Here is a 17,070-nt window from a genome sequence, read left to right as displayed (position 1 = left end):
CGAGCCATTCGCTCGATGCGCTCACCTCGTAGCGCATTGCCATTCCTATGGCACTCGGCCAGCGCGCAAGTTCAGAAGCGTAGACCCAACTCAGCTGCTGGCAATCCGGAACCCTACTTTCAGGGTCACTTGAAAGTGCGCCGCCTTGCCGTCCTTGATGTGGCCGCGGGTTTCGGTCACTTCGAACCATTCCAGATGCTTGATGCTCTTGTTGGCCTCGGCCAACGCATTGTTGATCGCGTCTTCGATGCTGGTGGTGGACGAACCGACCAGCTCGACTTTCTTGTAGGTGTGATGGTCACTCATGGTGTTCTCCTTGACGTTTGCAATTGAGCCTAGCAGCGATTTGCCGTGTTGATTTCGGCGATCCGGGCGAGAGGAAGTTCAGATTTTCTGCACTTTCCAGAAACGCTGAAGTCCCAACCAACACACGCCACTCATCACCAATGCAGGAGAGCCACCATGGCCAACACCTCGTTACGCAAAGCCTCGTTGCAAAGCATGGAAGCGGAGATCGAGAGTCTGCTCAAGTCGTTGGAAAGCCTGAAGGACGACGCTTCTGACGAGTCGCGCAAGACCCTCAAGGCGCTTAAAAGCAATGCCGAAAGTGCGCTGAAACATTCGCGCAGCCTGCTCAGCGATGCCTACGAAGAAGTCAAAGTCAAAACCCGCGAGACCGGGATCGCCACCCGCGATTACGCGCAGGAACACCCGTGGACGACTGCCGGTGTGGCGGTCGGTGCGCTGGGTCTGCTGGCCGCTTACTTGCTGTTCAAGCGCGGCGAGTGATCCGCCTGGCGCAGCTCGTTTCTGAGCCACTGCGCCAATTGCCGGGCGCGTCCGTCTGCGGCGCGCTTGGGTAGCCACAACGCCAGTTGCGCCGAGGTTTCACTGAAACCCCACGGCGCAACCAGGCGTCCGGCCTTCAAGTCTTCGGTCACCAGCGGTTCTGGCGCGATTGCCACGCCCAAGCCGGCGACGGCCGCTTCCAGCAAGTAATACAAGTGTTCGAAACCTTGCCCCAGTTTCAACGCCTTGGCGTCGAGGCCGCTCTGCTGCGCCCAGCTCGGCCAGGCTTGCGGGCGTGAAGTCGTGTGCAGCAAGGGTTCGTCGAGCAGGGCGATGGGCGGTGCTGATTGCAGGCGCTGGTAGCCGCTGAACAGCGGGCTCATGACCGGGCCGATCCGCTCGCTGGCCAGCTCATAGACTTGCATGTCTGCCGGCCATGGCGGCTCGGCGAACAGCAGCAATGCATCCAGCCCCGGGCGTCGTGGATCGAGATCGCCTTCGCCGGCTGACAGGTGCAGACGCAAGTCCGGCAGATCGGCATTCAAGCGTCCCAGTCGCGGAATGAACCAGCGCGCCAGCAGGCTGCCGGAGCAACCGAGCACGAACGGCGCGTCGGCGGTGCTTTGGGTCAGTTCGGCGCAAACGCTGCGCAAGCGGTCGAACGCCTCGCCGCTGGCATCGCGCAGGCGAATGCCGGCATCTGTGAGTTTCAGGCCACGACCGTCCTTGACGAAAAGACTGACACCGAGATGCTCTTCCAGCACCTTGAGCTGGCGGCTGACCGCGCCGTGGGTGACGTGCAGTTGCTCCGCAGCCTGGCTCACGCTGTTCAGGCGGGCGGTGGCTTCGAAGGCGCGCAGGGCGTTCAGCGGGGGAAGGTCATGGCTCATGATATCTGTGAGTTTTCCTGACAGGTTGTGGCGATCTTATCGGTTTTCAGCCTGGAAGGTCAGGGGTACAGTGAACGCCATTGTCTTCTCGTGAAATCCGCTGGAGCGAACCATGACCCAGACTTCGAACAACTCCGATCTGCGTAACGGCCCTGACGCCAACGGCCTGTTTGGCTCGTTCGGCGGCCGTTACGTTGCCGAAACCCTGATGCCGTTGATCCTCGACCTGGCCCGCGAATACGAAGCGGCCAAGGAAGATCCGGCGTTCAAAGAAGAATTGGCCTACTTCCAGCGTGACTATGTCGGACGTCCGAGCCCGCTGTATTTCGCCGAGCGCCTGACCGAGTTCTGCGGTGGCGCCAAGATCTACCTCAAGCGCGAAGAGCTGAACCACACCGGCGCGCACAAGATCAACAACTGCATCGGCCAGATCCTGCTGGCGCGGCGCATGGGCAAAAAACGCATCATCGCCGAGACCGGCGCCGGCATGCACGGCGTGGCCACCGCCACCGTGGCTGCGCGTTTCGGTCTGGACTGCGTGATCTACATGGGCACCACTGACATCGAACGCCAACAGGCCAATGTGTTCCGCATGAAGCTGCTGGGCGCCGAGGTGATCCCGGTGGTCGCCGGCACCGGCACCCTGAAAGACGCAATGAACGAAGCGCTGCGTGACTGGGTGACCAATGTCGACAGCACCTTCTACCTGATCGGCACCGTGGCCGGTCCGCACCCTTATCCAGCCATGGTTCGCGACTTCCAGGCGGTGATCGGCAAGGAAACCCGCGATCAGCTGCAAGCCCAGGAAGGCCGCCTGCCGGACAGCCTGGTGGCGTGCATCGGTGGCGGCTCCAATGCCATGGGCCTGTTCCACCCGTTCCTCGACGACAAGAGCGTTGAAATCATCGGTGTCGAAGCCGCCGGTTACGGCATCGAGACCGGCAAGCACGCGGCCAGCCTCAACGGCGGTGTACCGGGTGTGCTGCACGGCAACCGCACCTTCCTGCTGCAGGACGACGATGGTCAGATCATCGACGCCCACTCGATTTCCGCCGGCCTCGACTATCCGGGCATCGGCCCTGAGCACGCGTGGTTGCATGACATCGGCCGCGTCCAGTACACCTCGGTGACCGACGACGAAGCCCTCGCCGCATTCCACCAGTGCTGCCGCCTGGAAGGGATCATCCCGGCACTGGAAAGCGCCCACGCCCTGGCCGAAGTATTCAAACGCGCACCGAAACTGCCGAAGGATCACCTGATGGTGGTCAACCTGTCCGGTCGCGGCGACAAAGACATGCAGACCGTCATGCACCACATGGAAACTTCCAAGCAGGAGAAACACTGATGAGCCGCCTGCAAACCCGCTTTGCCGAACTCAAGGAACAGAACCGCGCCGCCCTGGTGACCTTCGTCACCGCTGGCGACCCGGACTACGACACCTCGCTGGCGATCCTCAAAGGCCTGCCGAAAGCCGGTGCCGACGTGATCGAACTGGGCATGCCGTTCACCGACCCGATGGCCGACGGCCCGGCGATTCAGCTGGCGAACATCCGTGCCTTGGGCGCCAAGCAGAATCTGACGAAAACCCTGCAAATGGTTCGCGAGTTCCGTGAAGGCAACAGCGACACTCCGCTGGTGCTGATGGGTTACTTCAACCCGATCCACAAGTTCGGCGTCGAGCGCTTCATCGCCGAGGCCAAAGAGGCTGGCGTCGACGGCCTGATCGTGGTCGACATGCCTCCGGAGCACAACTCGGAGCTGTGCGACCCGGCCCAGGCGGCGGGCATCGACTTCATCCGTTTGACCACGCCGACCACCGATGATGCGCGTCTGCCGAAAGTGCTGAATGGCAGCTCCGGGTTCGTTTACTACGTGTCGGTTGCCGGTGTGACCGGTGCCGGCGCGGCGACTCTGGAACACGTCGAAGAAGCGGTGGCGCGTCTGCGTCGTCATACCGATCTGCCGATCAGCATCGGTTTTGGTATCCGCACGCCGGAGCAGGCCGCGTCCATTGCGCGTCTGGCCGACGGTGTGGTGGTGGGTTCGGCACTGATCGATCACATCGCCAACGCGACCACACCGGACCAGGCCATCGACGGCGTGCTGAGCCTGTGCTCGGCGCTGTCCGAAGGCGTGCGTAAGGCTCGCGTCAGCTGAAGGTAAAGTTCCTGATACAGAGGAATTAGGGCCTCGCGGCACAGACTAATTGAGCAAGACCGAGGGGTTCAGAGCCAGGTTCTGAACCCCTTTTTGCTGTCAGTGCAATGAGGAAAGATCCGATGAAAATGCCGAAACGTCTGATTGCCAGTCTGGGCGTGCTGATGATCAGCGCAGCGCCGCTGCTGGCCAGCGCCGATCCGCGCGACGATCACGACCACGGCGGCCCGCAGCAGGGCCACTACGACAATCGCGGTGGTGATCACCATGATTGGCAAAGCAACCATCGCGGCGGCCCGCCGCCTCGGGACTTCGGCCCGGTGCGTCAGGTGATCCGTGACAATCATGGCTACTTCGTTCGTGGTGCGCCGCCCCCTCCAGGCATCCACCTGGTACGTGGCCGACCGCTGCCCCATGGCTATTACGGCGAGCGGCTGGATAATCGGGCGTTGAGTCGCCTGCCGTATTACCCGGGTTATGAATGGCGTCGCGCCGGCGGTGACATCGTGCTGATCGCGGTGGGCACTGGGATCGTTTACGAAGTGCTGGATGGCGTTCTGTACTGATCGTCAGGCAATAAAAAAGACCGCAGCCTTTACCGGCTGCGGTCTTTTGTTTTCAGGGCCTTTGTTTTTTTCAGGGCAGTTCCAGTCCGCCCGAGGCTTTGTGCAGTTTGCGCAGATGTTCGCCGATCTGTTTTACGTTGGCCTCGCTGGCCGCAATTTCGGCTGCTCGTTTGGGCTCGAGCAATGCGCGTACTTCCTTATCGAGATCGCCGGTCAGGGCCAGCAATTGTTTCTGGCGCTGGCTGCTTTCTGCTTCCAGTCGGCTGAATTCGCTTGGTTGCGGCAGGCCATAACCTCGGGAGTCGAGCAGTTCTGCCGGTCGGCTGAGGAAGCCGCTGTTGGCGAGGATCTGCTGCAAGGTCGCGTTGGCCTTGTCCATGCCACCGTTCTCCAGCTCCCGGGCGCCGAGGTAGCGTTGCTTGACCTCATCCTGAGCCAGCAACAGTTGGCGGCGAAAGCTGGCTTGCTCCAGCAATAGCAGCGCGGCGCTGGTGCGCAGGTCAGCCCGTTCGAACCATGGGCGACGCTCTTCGGCGGACAGCGAAAGCCATTCTTCAACGGTTGTCTGCTTGATCGGCAATTGCTTCTTCAACACATCGAACATCGCCTGATAACGATCACGGAACGAGTCGAAGCGATAACCCAGGCGCAACGCCTCTTTCGGATCATCAAGCACGCTGGTGTCGGCCAGGCCTCGGCCCTTCAGCACTTCCAGCAAACCGTTGGGCATGATGCTGTCGAGGCCGGTGAGCCGGGCGTTGTTGCTGCCGCTGCGCAGCAGCTTCAGGCCTTCGACCGCACAGTTATTGGAGAGGAAGAAGTAATTGCCGTCGTAGCTCCAGTGCATTTCGGCGGCGTGTTCGACCACGCCCTCGATTTCGCTGCGCGAGAGATTCAGCGGGACCGAAGCGAGGCTGCGCAGTTCGGTCTTGGTGTATTCGTCGATCACCTGCGCCAGCGGCAACACGAATAGGCGCGACGGGTACTTGCCGACCAGCCCGTCCCAGCTCGACAACTGCACGTCGCCGACGAAGGCGCGGTATGACAGCACCAGATGCTGGTCCAGATCCAGTCGGCAGTCCGGCCCGCGCGGTCGGCCCGGTGCGCAGATCACCAGACGCAGCATGCTGTGGCCCCAACGGCTGACCCAGTTCTGGTTGGCTTCGGCCAACAGGTAATCCACCGCGTACACGCGCTCCGGATCGACCTGGCCCAGGGGCTGTTTGGCAAAGTCGTTGCCGGCGTTAAGGAAGGCGAAGGTTTTGGCGCACGCATCCTTGGCCGGCGGTGCCCAGCCGAAGTGCTGCTGGTAATAGCGATACAGCGCCGGGCGGCGGCAGGCGTAGCTCGGGTCGAGGAGGAAATACTCCATGTTGACCGCGACAAACTCCTTCGGGCTGGAGATTTCGTAGAGGTCGGGGCTGCGGGCGATCTGCCGGTTGTGCTGTTCACGTTCGCCACGACGGCCGACGTATTGCTGCCAGCCGGCGAGGTCGAGCAGGCGTGGATCATCGCTGAGGGTGAAGCGGCGACCGTTCTGGCCGCGGCACTCATCGGGAATGCCGATCAGCCCGGCGCTGTTGTTGCGGCGGGTACAGCGCTGGATCAGCGTGCGTTCGGCCGCCGGCCACAAGCGCGCGCGATCGTAAATGTGGGTGATTTCGTGCAGCACCGTGGCCAGCAGTTCCCGGCGTACAGTGCCGTGGGGGCGATTGGTTTTTTGAGTGGCCGCGCTGCCATCGGTGAGGCTGGCGAGCAGTTTGCGGTTCAGGTCCAGCTCGGAGACGAGCGTCGCCTGACCATAGGCGTTGCCGGGCATGTCGTCGGTCCAGCCGACATCGATGCGCCGGTCCAGGCGTTCGATGAAGCTCGGCGGCAATGCCTGCATGGCTTCATCGAGCAGCGCCTGGCTGGCCTGTTGTTGGGCGGGGCTCAAGCCATCGGTCTTGAGCCGCAATTGCAGGCCGGCGTGGGCGCTGTTGCCAAGCAGCAACAACGCCCCGGCCAGCAGCCAGGCGCCGAGTGACCTCACAGTGCGAGGATGGCTTCGGCGAGTACCTGATCACTGGCGTCGCGGGCTTCCGGCACGCGGGTGCGCAAGGTATTGAAGGCCGCTTCCAGGTTTGCACCACGGATATCACCGTCGCTGGCCACGAAACTGGCAGCGTCGTCGTGGGCTTCGCGGATGATTTTCGAATCGCGAATCGACGTAGTGGTGTCGGAAGTGAAATCGATGGTGCGCTGGGAGGCGCGGACGATGATGTTACTGGTGGCTACCAGGGTGTGCGCCTGGGCCATATCGGCCAACAACAGCAGGCCAAGGGTGGCAGCAATCAGCGGGCTACGCATGGAACGACTCCGAAAGGACAGGGATGACTATTGGACGAGAATTGCCTGTGCCAGTTCAAGGTCGCTGACATGAAGTTTTGGCCGGCTCTTGCGCAGGTAATGCAGGGCGGATTCGAGCTGTGCGCCGCGCATCTGGCCGTCACTGGCAACGAACGCTGCGGCATCGTCGTGCGCGGCGACGATCAGTTTACGGTCGAACGGCGCGGAAGACACCATGCCGGTGGCCCAGACGCTGACAACGGTGTTCTGCGTGGACACATCGAAGGCGTCTGCCAGAGGAACCCAGCAGGCGGTGATCAGTACAGAGGGGATAAGCAGATTTGTAAGAAAACGCATGAGACTCGGCAGTTGTTGGCGAGTCCCAAGGCTAGCGCAATGCCCGGACTAGAGCCAGCGCCGAAACATCGGGACACGACCGGCGTGCCCCGCGATGTTTCTGTCGCTTAGATCGTCAGGATGGCTTGGGCCAACTGTGCGTCGGTCGCGTTCAGTTGCGGAGCCTGATGACGGATGTGATCCAGAGCGCTCTCCAGTTTCACGCCACGGATTTCGCCTTCGCTGGCTACGAAGCTGGCAGCGTCGTCACGGGCAGCGAGCACGATCTTGTCGTCACGGAAGGACGAGGTGACATCGGAAGTGGCATCGGAAGAGGACTTCAGCGCGCCAACCACGGCGTCGGTGGTCACGATGAAGCTGGTGGCGCTGGCGTTGGCAGCGACGGCCAGCAGGGCTGCGGCGCTGAGCAGACGAAGACGGGACATGGGAGAACTCCTGTGGATAAACCGTATTGAGAGGTGGCTCGGTGTCTGAAGGTCAGACGCCAGTCGCACAGCATTCGCCACGTTCTGCATGGATCTTAGGCCTCCGTGGGGAATCCGCACAGTGGTCAGGATGCTGGCCTGAACACATTTTGCGTAACTGTACTTGTTATTAATCTATTTTTAGGAAACTGTACCTGTCTGGTGTTTCGGGCTGGATATTCAGATTTTTCTGCCCTGAAACGACAAGACCCGTCGCGGTTTCCCGCGACGGGTCTTGTGTGTTCAATTCGGGTTGCTGGCGGTGGGTCTAGCGACCAGAGCCAGCGACGCTGATTAGCGCCAGAACGGCTTGCTCAGCTCTTCGTAGCGTTGTGCTTCGCTGATACCGGCATCGGCCAGCAGACGCGAATCCAGACGAGCCAATTGGTGGCGGCTGGAGATGCGGCGCTGCCACAACATCAGGTTGGCGATAACGCGCAGAGGCAGGGAAGCCTGGGTTTTTACAGCTTTGTCTTCGAAAAACAGTTCGGAACTGAGTGTACGTTCCATGGTTGACATCCTTCCGCTTGTGGCGGGATTAGGTAGTGGTTTAACTGGTGCCCATGATCCTCTCGTTTGGCCAGACTCTCTAGATACAGTTCACCTGTATTGTGAGTGACCAGTTAACTGTTTATAGGGGGTGTACGGGTCGAAATTGCGCAAACTGTACCTGTCTGCGCTTATTTGGTGCATTTTTACCCAGTTCGATGATTCAAGTAGGTAAAAGCCGTAGGAAACGACCGGTACAGCAGTACAGTTTTTGACGGCTGCGGCGGTTTTCAAAATTCCGCTGACGAAACTGTGTTTGCGCCAGCGGAAAATCTGTGCGGATTACACCGCCAGCATGCGTCCGGTTTCTTCCAGATTGATGTGCCAGCTCAGGGCGTCACGCAGGATGTGCGGGGTGTGGCCGCCGATCGCACAGGCTTTTTCGAAGTAATCGTTCAGCGCCGAGCGGTAATCCGGGTGCACGCAATTATCGATGATGACCCGGGCGCGTTCCCGTGGCGCCAGGCCGCGCAGGTCGGCCAGGCCCACCTCGGTCACCAGGATGTCGACGTCATGCTCGGTGTGGTCGACGTGGCTGACCATCGGCACCACGCTGGAAATCGCGCCGCCCTTGGCGATCGACTTGGTCACGAACACCGCCAGGTGTGCGTTGCGCGCGAAGTCGCCCGAGCCGCCGATGCCGTTCATCATCCGCGTGCCGCAGACGTGGGTGGAGTTGACGTTGCCATAGATGTCGAACTCAAGGGCCGTGTTGATGCCGATGATACCCAGGCGTCGCACCACTTCAGGGTGGTTGGAGATTTCCTGGGGACGCAGTACCAGCTTGTCCTTGTACTTCTCCAGATTGCCGAACACGTCGCTGTTGCGCCGCTCCGAAAGGGTGATCGAACTGCCCGAGGCGAAGCTCAGTTTGCCCGCATCAATCAGGTCGAAGGTCGAGTCCTGCAGCACTTCGGAATACATGGTCAGTTCTTCGAACGGCGAATCGATCAGGCCGCACATCACCGCGTTGGCAATGTTGCCGATCCCGGCCTGCAGTGGGCCGAGCTTGTTGGTCATGCGCCCGGCATCGACTTCCTGCTTGAGGAAGGTGATCAGGTGATCGGCGATGGCTTTGGTATCGACATCCGGCGATGACACGGTGGACGGCGAGTCCGACTGCTGGGTAATGACGATGGCGACGATTTTCTCCGGCGGGATCGGGATCGCGGTGCTGCCGATGCGATCGTCGACTTTTACCAGCGGGATCGGGGTGCGGGTCGGACGATAGGTTGGAATATAGATGTCATGCAGACCTTCCAGGTTAGCGTTGTGCGCCAGGTTGATCTCGACGATCACGTGTTTGGCGAAGATCGCGAAGCTCGCCGAGTTGCCCACCGAAGTGGTCGGCACGATATGGCCCTGTTCGGTGATGGCCACGGCCTCGATCACGGCGATGTCTGGCAGTTTCAGTTGCTGGTTGCGCAGTTGCTCGACGGTTTCCGACAGGTGCTGGTCGATGAACATCACTTCGCCGGCGTTGATCGCCTTGCGCAGGGTGCTGTCGACCTGGAACGGCATGCGCCGGGACAGGACGCCGGCCTCGGTCAGTTGCTTGTCGAGATCGTTGCCCAGGCTGGCGCCGGTCATCAGGCTGATCTTCAGCGGCGTGACCTTGGCTCGCTCGGCCAGCGCATGGGGCACGGCCTTGGCTTCGCCAGCGCGGGTGAAGCCGCTCATGCCGACGGTCATGCCGTCCTCAATCAGCGCAGCGGCGTCGGCGGCGCTCATCACTTTATCCAACAACGAAGGCAGGCGAATACGGTCACGGTACATGGATTATTTTCTCGGGCAGCGAGTAGCAGGATGCGCAGTCTAGTGAATTTCGCGAGCGCCTGTCCCGCTACCAAGGTCGCAAACGAGGCGTCTATTTAGCGGGTTTCAAGTAAAACACCGTTACTGGATCTGCAACAACGCGGCAAATTGTCCGACGGTTTGCGCAAACAAAAACGCCCCGACAAGTCGGGGCGTTCGGTGTTGCCGGCGAGGGTTACTCGACCGCTTTGACCATGTCTTCGATGACTTTTTTCGCGTCGCCGAACACCATCATGGTCTTGTCCAGATAGAACAGTTCGTTGTCCAGGCCGGCATAGCCGCTGGCCATCGAGCGCTTGTTGACGATGATGGTCTTGGCCTTGAACGCTTCGAGGATCGGCATGCCGGCAATCGGCGATTTCGGATCGTTCTTGGCGGCCGGGTTGACCACGTCGTTGGCGCCGAGCACCAGCACCACGTCGGCCTGGCCGAACTCGGAGTTGATGTCTTCCATTTCGAACACCTGGTCGTACGGCACTTCGGCCTCGGCCAACAGTACGTTCATGTGGCCAGGCATCCGACCGGCCACCGGGTGGATCGCGTACTTCACGGTCACGCCGTGGTGGGTCAGCTTCTCGGTCAGCTCTTTCAGGGCATGCTGCGCGCGAGCCACCGCCAGGCCGTAACCCGGAACGATGATCACGGTGTCAGCGTTGGTCAGCAGGAAAGTCGCGTCGTCAGCCGAACCGGATTTCACCGGACGGGCTTCTTTCTCGCCGGCAGGACCGGCGTCTGCTGTATTGCCGAAACCGCCGAGCAGTACATTAAAGAAGGAACGGTTCATCGCCTTGCACATGATGTACGAGAGGATCGCACCGCTCGAACCCACCAGCGAACCTGCAATGATCAGCATCGAGTTGTTCAGCGAGAAGCCGATACCCGCCGCCGCCCAGCCGGAATAGCTGTTGAGCATCGACACCACCACTGGCATGTCGGCGCCGCCGATCGGGATGATGATCAGCACGCCCATGACGAACGCCAGGGCCAGCATCAGTGCGAACGCGGCGAGGTTGCCGGTCAGCATGAAAGTGACGCCGAGGATCAGCGTCGCCAGACCCAGTACCGCGTTCAGCTTGTGCTGACCGCTGAACTGTACCGGTGCACCCTGGAACAGACGGAACTTGTACTTGCCCGACAGCTTGCCGAAAGCGATCACCGAACCGGAGAAGGTGATTGCACCGATGGCTGCGCCGAGGAACAGCTCCAGACGGTTACCCGCCGGGATCGAGTCGCCCAGTTGCTTGACGATGCCCAGCGACTGCGGCTCGACCACGGCCGCAATGGCGATGAACACCGCTGCCAGGCCGATCATGCTGTGCATGAACGCAACCAGTTCCGGCATCTTGGTCATTTCAACGCGCTTGGCCATGATCGAACCGGCGGTGCCGCCGATCAGCAGGCCGACGATTACATAACCGATGCCTGCGGTCGCCAGCTCAGCGCCCAGCTTATAGATGAGGCCGATCGTGGTGATGATTGCCAGCGCCATGCCGAGCATGCCGAACAGGTTGCCGCGGCGCGACGTGGTCGGGTGCGACAGGCCTTTGAGGGCCTGGATGAAGCAGATCGATGCGATCAGGTAGAGCGTCGTGACGAGGTTCATGCTCATTACTTAGGCGCCTCTTCTTTTGCTTTCGGGGCTTTCTTCTTGAACATCTCAAGCATGCGGCGGGTGACCAGGAAGCCACCGAACACATTGACCGCGGCCAGTGCCACGGCGAGGGTGCCCATGGTCTTGCCCAGCGGGGTGACGGTCAGTGCAGCCGCGAGCATGGCGCCGACGATCACGATCGCCGAAATGGCGTTGGTTACTGCCATCAGCGGCGTGTGCAGCGCGGGTGTAACGTTCCAGACCACGTGGTAACCGACATAAATCGCCAGCACGAAGATGATCAGGTTGTAGATACCGGGGGAGATAAGCTCTTCCATCGTCTGAATCCCTGCTTAGGCGTTTTTGCGGATGACTTGGCCGTCGCGGCACATCAGGCACGCGGCGACGATATCGTCTTCGAGGTTTACTTCGAACTGGCCTTCTTTGGTGAAGACCAGCTTCAGGAAGTCCAGCAGGTTGCGTGCATACAGCGCCGAGGCGTCTGCGGCGACTTCACCGGCGAGGTTGGTCGGGCCGACGATGGTCACGCCGTTCTCGATCACGACCTGATCGGCCACGGTCAGCGGGCAGTTGCCACCCTGGGCTGCAGCGAGGTCGATGACCACCGAGCCGGGTTTCATCTGCGCCACGGTGTCCGCGCTCAACAGCGTCGGTGCCTTGCGGCCCGGTATCAGTGCGGTGGTGATGACGATGTCAGCCTGCTTGGCGCGCTCGTGCACGGCTTGGGCCTGACGCTGCATCCAGCTCGCCGGCATCGGGCGTGCGTAACCGCCGACGCCGACCGCGCATTCGCGTTCTTCATCGGTTTCGTAAGGCACGTCGACGAACTTGGCGCCGAGGGATTCGATCTGTTCCTTCACGGCCGGACGTACGTCGGACGCTTCGATGACGGCACCCAGACGTTTCGCCGTGGCAATCGCCTGCAACCCGGCCACACCAGCCCCCAGAATCAGCACGCGCGCCGCTTTCACGGTGCCCGCAGCAGTCATCAGCATCGGCATGAAGCGCGGATAGTAATGAGCGGCCAGCAGCACGGCCTTATAGCCGGCAATGTTCGCCTGGGATGACAGCACGTCGAGGCTCTGGGCCCGGGAGGTACGTGGCGCCGCTTCCAGGGCAAACGCGGTAATCCCGCACTCGGCCATCTTTGCGATGGTGTCGTTGTTGAATGGGTTGAGCATGCCCACCAGCACCGTTCCGCGCTTGATCAGCGTCAGTTCGGCATCGCTTGGCGCGACCACTTTGAGAATCAGCTCGGCGCCAAACGCGTCATTGGCACTGCCAATGGTTGCGCCTGCCGCTTCATAGGCACTGTCGACAACGCTGGCTTTAACGCCGGCGCCGGTTTGCACAGTGACCTTATGACCTTGGCTGATCAGCTTTTTAATGGTTTCCGGGGTTGCAGCAACCCGTGTTTCACCGGTCTGGGTTTCGAGAGGAACACCAATGTGCACGTCAAATCTCCTGCGTGATCTTATTGAGTAAACCCATGCACTACGGATGGTGCGACTGGGGCGGCCGATCAGCACGATCCCGCCAAATCAGGGCGGGGCGCGGCATTTTGCAGGCGAAGTTTATGCCCTTCAAGGGATTATGACGGGTGACGGAAAATTAACTACAAGTCATCCCGTGACCGAATGTCGCAGATGGCCAGTTGAATCCCTTGCAGGCCGTGCCTTTCAAGGAGTCTGGATGAATTTGAAGATTTTTCTCATCGGTGACGTGAATAGGCCGCAATGAGTCGCGAATGAGGGCGCAAAGCCACGTCGGCAGGCGCTTGTGGGACGTCTGTACGACTTTCGGATACAGTCTGTCTATTTGCGACAAATAGTTATATCTGTAGGGCTTTGGATTTCCTGACTACGGGGTTAGCAATCGCTGTAGCCCTTTATTCTTCTAGGTTGTAGCTGTGTGCCTGGCTCACTAACCAATCGCGAAAAGCCTTGAGTGACGCTGATTCGACTTTTCGCTCCGGAATCATCAAGTAATACGCCTTGATGCTGGAGAGCGCGTTCGGGTTGGCAATGACCAGGCGTTTCTCGGCCAGTTCGCGCTGAATCAGGAACGGTGGGATCAGCGCGAGGCCCATGTCGTGCATGGCGGCCTGGGCCAGCATGGAGAATAGCTCGTAGCGCGGACCTGTCATGTCGCGGGGTATGTTCAGGTGTTGCGAGTTGAACCACTGTCGCCAGGCGTAGGGGCGGGTGGTTTGCTGGAGCAGCGGCAGATCGGCGATCTCATCAGGTGTCAGATGCGTCTTGTTGCCGAGCAGGGCGGGACTGCATATCGGCATCGGATTCTCGCCCATCAACCTGTGGGATTCGGTACCGGACCAGTCGGCATCGCCAAAATAGATGGCGGCATCGAAGTCAGTGTCGGCAAACAGGAACGGGCGGGTGCGGTTGGTCAGGTTGACCGTAACCTCGGGGTGCTTGAGCTGGAAATCCTTGAGCCTTGGCAGTAGCCATTGCGTGCCGAAGGTGGGCACCACAGCGAGTTCGATCACGTTGGTACCTTGCTGGCCCATGACCGACAGGGTGTCACGCTCAACGGCATCAAGCTGGGTCGCTACTCGACGGCTGTAAGAAAGACCTGCTTCGGTCAGCTTCACTCCGCGACGCGAGCGTCGGAAGAGTTCGACGCTGAGGAAGTCCTCCAGGCTGGCAATCTGTCGGCAAATGGCGCCTTGAGTGAGGGAAAGTTCTTCGGCGGCCTTGGTAAAGCTCTCGTGACGGGCGGCGGCTTCGAAGCTGATCAGGGCGGTGGTGCTGGGTATCTTGCGGCGCATGTACGTCAACCTCACTAATACATCGCTCAATCGGCATTTCGCGACGTTTCGGAGTGAGAAATTAGCACAACAGGATGCGAAAACCTCGTTTGCCGGGATGGCGAAGCGGGCCTAGGATCAATGCCACGTTAATTCACCCGATTTGCGAGGACTCACTCATGGGCGGCAAAGCTAGCTTCAACTGGATCGATCCCCTGCTGCTGGATCAACAGCTGACTGAAGAAGAACGCATGATCCGCGACACTGCCGAGCAATTCGCCCAGCAGAGCCTCGCGCCGCGCGTTCTCGAAGCCTTCCGCCATGAGAAGACCGATCCGGCGATCTTCCGTGAGATGGGTGAGGTTGGCCTGTTGGGCGCGACCATCCCCGAACAGTACGGTGGCAGCGGCCTCAACTACGTCAGCTATGGCCTGATTGCCCGTGAGGTCGAGCGTGTCGACTCTGGCTACCGTTCGATGATGAGCGTGCAGTCTTCGCTGGTGATGGTGCCGATCAACGAATTCGGTACCGAAGCACAGAAACAGAAGTACCTGCCGAAGCTGGCTTCCGGCGAGTGGATTGGCTGCTTCGGTCTGACCGAGCCGAACCACGGTTCCGACCCGGGCGCGATGATTACGCGTGCACGCAAAGTGGAAGGCGGCTACAGCCTGACCGGCGCCAAGATGTGGATCACCAACAGCCCGATCGCCGATGTGTTCGTGGTCTGGGCCAAAGACGATGCCGGCGACATCCGTGGTTTCGTTCTGGAGAAGGGCTGGAAAGGCCTGAGCGCTCCGGCGATTCACGGCAAGGTCGGCCTGCGGGCTTCGATCACCGGCGAAATTGTCATGGACAATGTGTTCGTGCCGGAAGAGAACATCTTCCCGGATGTGCGTGGACTGAAAGGTCCGTTCACCTGCCTCAACTCCGCACGTTATGGCATCTCCTGGGGGGCGCTGGGTGCTGCCGAGTTCTGCTGGCACACCGCTCGCCAGTACACCCTGGATCGTCAGCAGTTCGGTCGTCCGTTGGCTGCCACTCAGTTGATCCAGAAGAAGCTGGCTGACATGCAGACCGAGATCACTTTGGCACTGCAAGGCTGTCTGCGTCTGGGTCGCATGAAGGACGAAGGCACTGCTGCGGTTGAAATCACATCCATCATGAAGCGCAACTCTTGCGGCAAGTCTCTCGAGATCGCCCGCATGGCGCGTGACATGTTGGGCGGCAACGGGATCTCTGATGAGTTCGGTGTGGCCCGTCACCTGGTCAACCTGGAAGTGGTGAATACCTATGAAGGTACTCACGACGTTCACGCGCTGATCCTCGGTCGTGCGCAGACCGGCCTGCAGGCGTTCTATTAACAGGAGAGCGACCATGGGCGCGCTGTCGCATCTACGGGTACTGGATTTATCGCGAGTGCTGGCCGGCCCATGGGCTGGTCAGATTCTGGCTGATCTTGGGGCGGAAGTGATCAAGGTCGAGCGCCCGGGTAATGGTGACGACACTCGCGCCTGGGGGCCGCCCTTCCTTAAAGACGCCTATGGCGAGAACACCAGCGAGGCGGCTTACTACTTGTCGGCCAACCGCAACAAGCAATCGGTGACGATCGACTTCACGCGTCCCGAAGGTCAGAAGCTGGTTCGGGAGCTGGCAGCCAAGTCCGACATCCTGATCGAGAACTTCAAGGTGGGTGGCCTGGCGGCTTACGGCCTGGATTACGAGTCGCTGAAGGCAATCAATCCAGATCTGATCTATTGCTCGATCACCGGTTTCGGTCAAACCGGACCGTATGCCAAGCGTGCGGGTTATGACTTCATGATTCAGGGTCTCGGCGGGCTCATGAGTCTGACCGGGCGACCCGAGGGTGATGAGGGGGCCGGGCCGGTGAAAGTGGGTGTGGCGCTGACCGATATCCTGACGGGCCTGTATTCGACCGTGGCGATCCTGGCGGCGCTGGCTCATCGTGATCACGATGGCGGTGGGCAACATATCGACATGGCGCTGCTGGATGTACAGGTGGCATGTCTGGCCAACCAGGCGATGAATTACCTGACGACGGGCACTGCGCCGAAGCGGCTGGGGAATGCGCATCCGAACATCGTGCCGTATCAGGATTTTCCTACGGCTGACGGCGACTTCATTCTCACGGTGGGCAACGACGGGCAGTTCCGTAAATTTGCCGAAGTGGCGGGGCAGCCGCAGTGGGCGGACGATCCGCGTTTTGCGACTAATAAGCTGCGAGTGGCGAACCGGGCTGTTCTAATTCCGTTGATCCGTCAGGCAACAGTCTTCAAGACGACCGCTGAGTGGGTGGCTCAGCTGGAGCAGGCGGGTGTACCGTGTGGACCGATCAATGATCTGTCACAGGTGTTCGAGGATCCACAGGTGAAGTCTCGCGGGTTGGCGATTGAGCTGCCTCACGCGCTGGCGGGGATGGTGCCGCAGGTGGCCAGTCCGATTAGGTTGTCGCGGACGCCTGTTGAGTATCGCCATGCGCCTCCTTTGTTGGGCGAGCATACGTTGGAGGTTTTGCAGCGGGTGCTGGGTCTTGGAGCTGGAGCAGTGGCTGCGATGAAAGAGGATGGAGTGCTCTGAAAGTTCTCTCTATAAAGAAGGGGTGCTGAATCCTTCTTTTATATAGAGGGTCTTGAGTGTTTTTTGGCCTGTCCGCAACTTATTGAAAGAAAAGCGAAATTAAGGGTTGACGGCAGATTCTGAGTCTCTATAATTCGCCCCACTTCCGGCGCAGTCGAAACGGAAAACTCCTTGAGATTCA

Annotated in this window: 18 protein-coding genes; 6 read left to right on the top strand and 12 right to left on the bottom strand. The window is 60.3% G+C overall.

The features are described from left to right. Positions 1-90 precede the first annotated feature (90 nt). Complete coding sequence (locus tag QRN46_RS02300; RefSeq protein ID WP_005783406.1) at positions 91-306, bottom strand: dodecin; 216 nt, start codon at positions 304-306, stop codon at positions 91-93. Positions 307-462: 156 nt separating this feature from the next. Here QRN46_RS02300 and QRN46_RS02295 point away from each other — a divergent pair, with 156 nt between their 5' ends. Then, a complete protein-coding gene (locus QRN46_RS02295; RefSeq protein WP_011331820.1) occupies positions 463-789 on the top strand; it encodes an ElaB/YgaM/YqjD family protein in 327 nt (108 codons plus the stop codon). Here QRN46_RS02295 and QRN46_RS02290 read toward each other — a convergent pair. Then, the gene (locus tag QRN46_RS02290) at positions 762-1,679 is read right to left on the bottom strand and encodes a LysR family transcriptional regulator (RefSeq protein WP_221615859.1); all 918 of its coding nucleotides are present in this window, start codon (positions 1,677-1,679) and stop codon (positions 762-764) included. The genes QRN46_RS02295 and QRN46_RS02290 overlap by 28 nt on opposite strands. A 112-nt stretch (positions 1,680-1,791) precedes the next feature. Between QRN46_RS02290 and trpB the strand changes: the two genes are divergently transcribed. The 3 genes from trpB (at position 1,792) to QRN46_RS02275 (ending at position 4,402) form a co-directional block, all read left to right on the top strand. Next, positions 1,792-3,024: a tryptophan synthase subunit beta gene (gene trpB / locus QRN46_RS02285; protein ID WP_011331822.1), complete on the top strand. Its 1,233-nt coding sequence runs from the start codon at positions 1,792-1,794 to the stop codon at positions 3,022-3,024. Then, on the top strand, positions 3,024-3,836 hold the full coding sequence (gene trpA / locus QRN46_RS02280; protein WP_011331823.1) for a tryptophan synthase subunit alpha: 813 nt from the start codon (positions 3,024-3,026) through the stop codon (positions 3,834-3,836). The genes trpB and trpA overlap by 1 nt, the downstream gene beginning before the upstream one ends. A gap of 122 nt (positions 3,837-3,958) precedes the next feature. Then, positions 3,959-4,402 (top strand): anti-virulence regulator CigR family protein, encoded by a 444-nt coding sequence (locus QRN46_RS02275; protein ID WP_011331824.1) that lies wholly within the window; start codon positions 3,959-3,961, stop codon positions 4,400-4,402. A gap of 70 nt (positions 4,403-4,472) precedes the next feature. Here the strand turns inward: QRN46_RS02275 and QRN46_RS02270 are convergent, their stop codons facing one another. The 10 genes from QRN46_RS02270 to QRN46_RS02225 all read right to left on the bottom strand — a co-directional run bounded on the left by QRN46_RS02270 (position 4,473) and on the right by QRN46_RS02225 (position 14,315). After that, positions 4,473-6,434 (bottom strand): DUF7844 domain-containing protein, encoded by a 1,962-nt coding sequence (locus QRN46_RS02270; RefSeq protein WP_201819607.1) that lies wholly within the window; start codon positions 6,432-6,434, stop codon positions 4,473-4,475. Beyond that, on the bottom strand, positions 6,431-6,751 hold the full coding sequence (locus tag QRN46_RS02265) for a DUF2388 domain-containing protein (protein ID WP_011331826.1): 321 nt from the start codon (positions 6,749-6,751) through the stop codon (positions 6,431-6,433). Before QRN46_RS02265 ends, QRN46_RS02270 begins: the two co-directional genes overlap by 4 nt. A 27-nt stretch (positions 6,752-6,778) precedes the next feature. Next, entirely contained in the window at positions 6,779-7,087 is a 309-nt protein-coding gene (locus QRN46_RS02260; RefSeq protein WP_011331827.1) for a DUF2388 domain-containing protein, read from the bottom strand. Positions 7,088-7,194: 107 nt separating this feature from the next. Next, positions 7,195-7,512 (bottom strand): DUF2388 domain-containing protein, encoded by a 318-nt coding sequence (locus QRN46_RS02255; RefSeq protein ID WP_007953908.1) that lies wholly within the window; start codon positions 7,510-7,512, stop codon positions 7,195-7,197. Between the two features lie 333 nt (positions 7,513-7,845). Then, positions 7,846-8,061: a DUF1127 domain-containing protein gene (locus QRN46_RS02250; RefSeq protein WP_011331828.1), complete on the bottom strand. Its 216-nt coding sequence runs from the start codon at positions 8,059-8,061 to the stop codon at positions 7,846-7,848. Between the two features lie 321 nt (positions 8,062-8,382). Next, a complete protein-coding gene (scpC, locus tag QRN46_RS02245) occupies positions 8,383-9,876 on the bottom strand; it encodes a succinyl-CoA:acetate CoA-transferase ScpC (protein ID WP_011331829.1) in 1,494 nt (497 codons plus the stop codon). A gap of 214 nt (positions 9,877-10,090) precedes the next feature. Continuing rightward, positions 10,091-11,524: an NAD(P)(+) transhydrogenase (Re/Si-specific) subunit beta gene (locus tag QRN46_RS02240; protein ID WP_011331830.1), complete on the bottom strand. Its 1,434-nt coding sequence runs from the start codon at positions 11,522-11,524 to the stop codon at positions 10,091-10,093. Continuing rightward, positions 11,524-11,844 (bottom strand): NAD(P) transhydrogenase subunit alpha part 2, encoded by a 321-nt coding sequence (locus QRN46_RS02235; protein WP_003220416.1) that lies wholly within the window; start codon positions 11,842-11,844, stop codon positions 11,524-11,526. The genes QRN46_RS02240 and QRN46_RS02235 overlap by 1 nt, the downstream gene beginning before the upstream one ends. A gap of 15 nt (positions 11,845-11,859) precedes the next feature. Next, positions 11,860-12,981, bottom strand: a complete 1,122-nt coding sequence (locus tag QRN46_RS02230) for a Re/Si-specific NAD(P)(+) transhydrogenase subunit alpha (RefSeq protein WP_011331831.1) — start codon at positions 12,979-12,981, stop codon at positions 11,860-11,862. A gap of 434 nt (positions 12,982-13,415) precedes the next feature. Further along, complete coding sequence (locus QRN46_RS02225; RefSeq protein ID WP_201819601.1) at positions 13,416-14,315, bottom strand: LysR family transcriptional regulator; 900 nt, start codon at positions 14,313-14,315, stop codon at positions 13,416-13,418. 158 nt (positions 14,316-14,473) lie between these two features. On the opposite strand from QRN46_RS02225, the gene QRN46_RS02220 reads away from it, so the two are divergent. Both QRN46_RS02220 and QRN46_RS02215 read left to right on the top strand, forming a co-directional pair. Continuing rightward, a complete protein-coding gene (locus tag QRN46_RS02220; RefSeq protein WP_064379316.1) occupies positions 14,474-15,655 on the top strand; it encodes an acyl-CoA dehydrogenase in 1,182 nt (393 codons plus the stop codon). A gap of 13 nt (positions 15,656-15,668) precedes the next feature. Then, on the top strand, positions 15,669-16,889 hold the full coding sequence (locus QRN46_RS02215) for a CaiB/BaiF CoA transferase family protein (RefSeq protein WP_011331835.1): 1,221 nt from the start codon (positions 15,669-15,671) through the stop codon (positions 16,887-16,889). The last annotated feature ends 181 nt before the right edge of the window (positions 16,890-17,070 follow it).

The sequence above is a fragment of the Pseudomonas sp. lyk4-R2A-10 genome (genome assembly GCF_030209075.1).
Taxonomy (GTDB): Bacteria; Pseudomonadota; Gammaproteobacteria; order Pseudomonadales; family Pseudomonadaceae; genus Aquipseudomonas; species Aquipseudomonas glycinae.
Note: the sequence above shows the minus strand (reverse complement) of the source record. Positions and strands in the feature narration are given on the sequence as shown.

Excerpts from the sequence above, each read along its gene's own strand:
- QRN46_RS02220 (WP_064379316.1), top strand. The coding sequence starts at position 14,474 with ATGGGCGGCAAAGCTAGCTTCAACTGGATCGATCCCCTGCTGCTGGAT.
- QRN46_RS02235 (WP_003220416.1), bottom strand. The coding sequence starts at position 11,844 with ATGGAAGAGCTTATCTCCCCCGGTATCTACAACCTGATCATCTTCGTG.
- QRN46_RS02260 (WP_011331827.1), bottom strand. The coding sequence starts at position 7,087 with ATGCGTTTTCTTACAAATCTGCTTATCCCCTCTGTACTGATCACCGCC.
- QRN46_RS02255 (WP_007953908.1), bottom strand. The coding sequence starts at position 7,512 with ATGTCCCGTCTTCGTCTGCTCAGCGCCGCAGCCCTGCTGGCCGTCGCT.
- trpB (WP_011331822.1), top strand. The coding sequence starts at position 1,792 with ATGACCCAGACTTCGAACAACTCCGATCTGCGTAACGGCCCTGACGCC.
- QRN46_RS02265 (WP_011331826.1), bottom strand. The coding sequence starts at position 6,751 with ATGCGTAGCCCGCTGATTGCTGCCACCCTTGGCCTGCTGTTGTTGGCC.
- QRN46_RS02300 (WP_005783406.1), bottom strand. The coding sequence starts at position 306 with ATGAGTGACCATCACACCTACAAGAAAGTCGAGCTGGTCGGTTCGTCC.
- QRN46_RS02290 (WP_221615859.1), bottom strand. The coding sequence starts at position 1,679 with ATGAGCCATGACCTTCCCCCGCTGAACGCCCTGCGCGCCTTCGAAGCC.
- QRN46_RS02240 (WP_011331830.1), bottom strand. The coding sequence starts at position 11,524 with ATGAGCATGAACCTCGTCACGACGCTCTACCTGATCGCATCGATCTGC.
- QRN46_RS02250 (WP_011331828.1), bottom strand. The coding sequence starts at position 8,061 with ATGGAACGTACACTCAGTTCCGAACTGTTTTTCGAAGACAAAGCTGTA.
- QRN46_RS02215 (WP_011331835.1), top strand. The coding sequence starts at position 15,669 with ATGGGCGCGCTGTCGCATCTACGGGTACTGGATTTATCGCGAGTGCTG.
- trpA (WP_011331823.1), top strand. The coding sequence starts at position 3,024 with ATGAGCCGCCTGCAAACCCGCTTTGCCGAACTCAAGGAACAGAACCGC.
- QRN46_RS02295 (WP_011331820.1), top strand. The coding sequence starts at position 463 with ATGGCCAACACCTCGTTACGCAAAGCCTCGTTGCAAAGCATGGAAGCG.
- scpC (WP_011331829.1), bottom strand. The coding sequence starts at position 9,876 with ATGTACCGTGACCGTATTCGCCTGCCTTCGTTGTTGGATAAAGTGATG.
- QRN46_RS02275 (WP_011331824.1), top strand. The coding sequence starts at position 3,959 with ATGAAAATGCCGAAACGTCTGATTGCCAGTCTGGGCGTGCTGATGATC.
- QRN46_RS02225 (WP_201819601.1), bottom strand. The coding sequence starts at position 14,315 with ATGCGCCGCAAGATACCCAGCACCACCGCCCTGATCAGCTTCGAAGCC.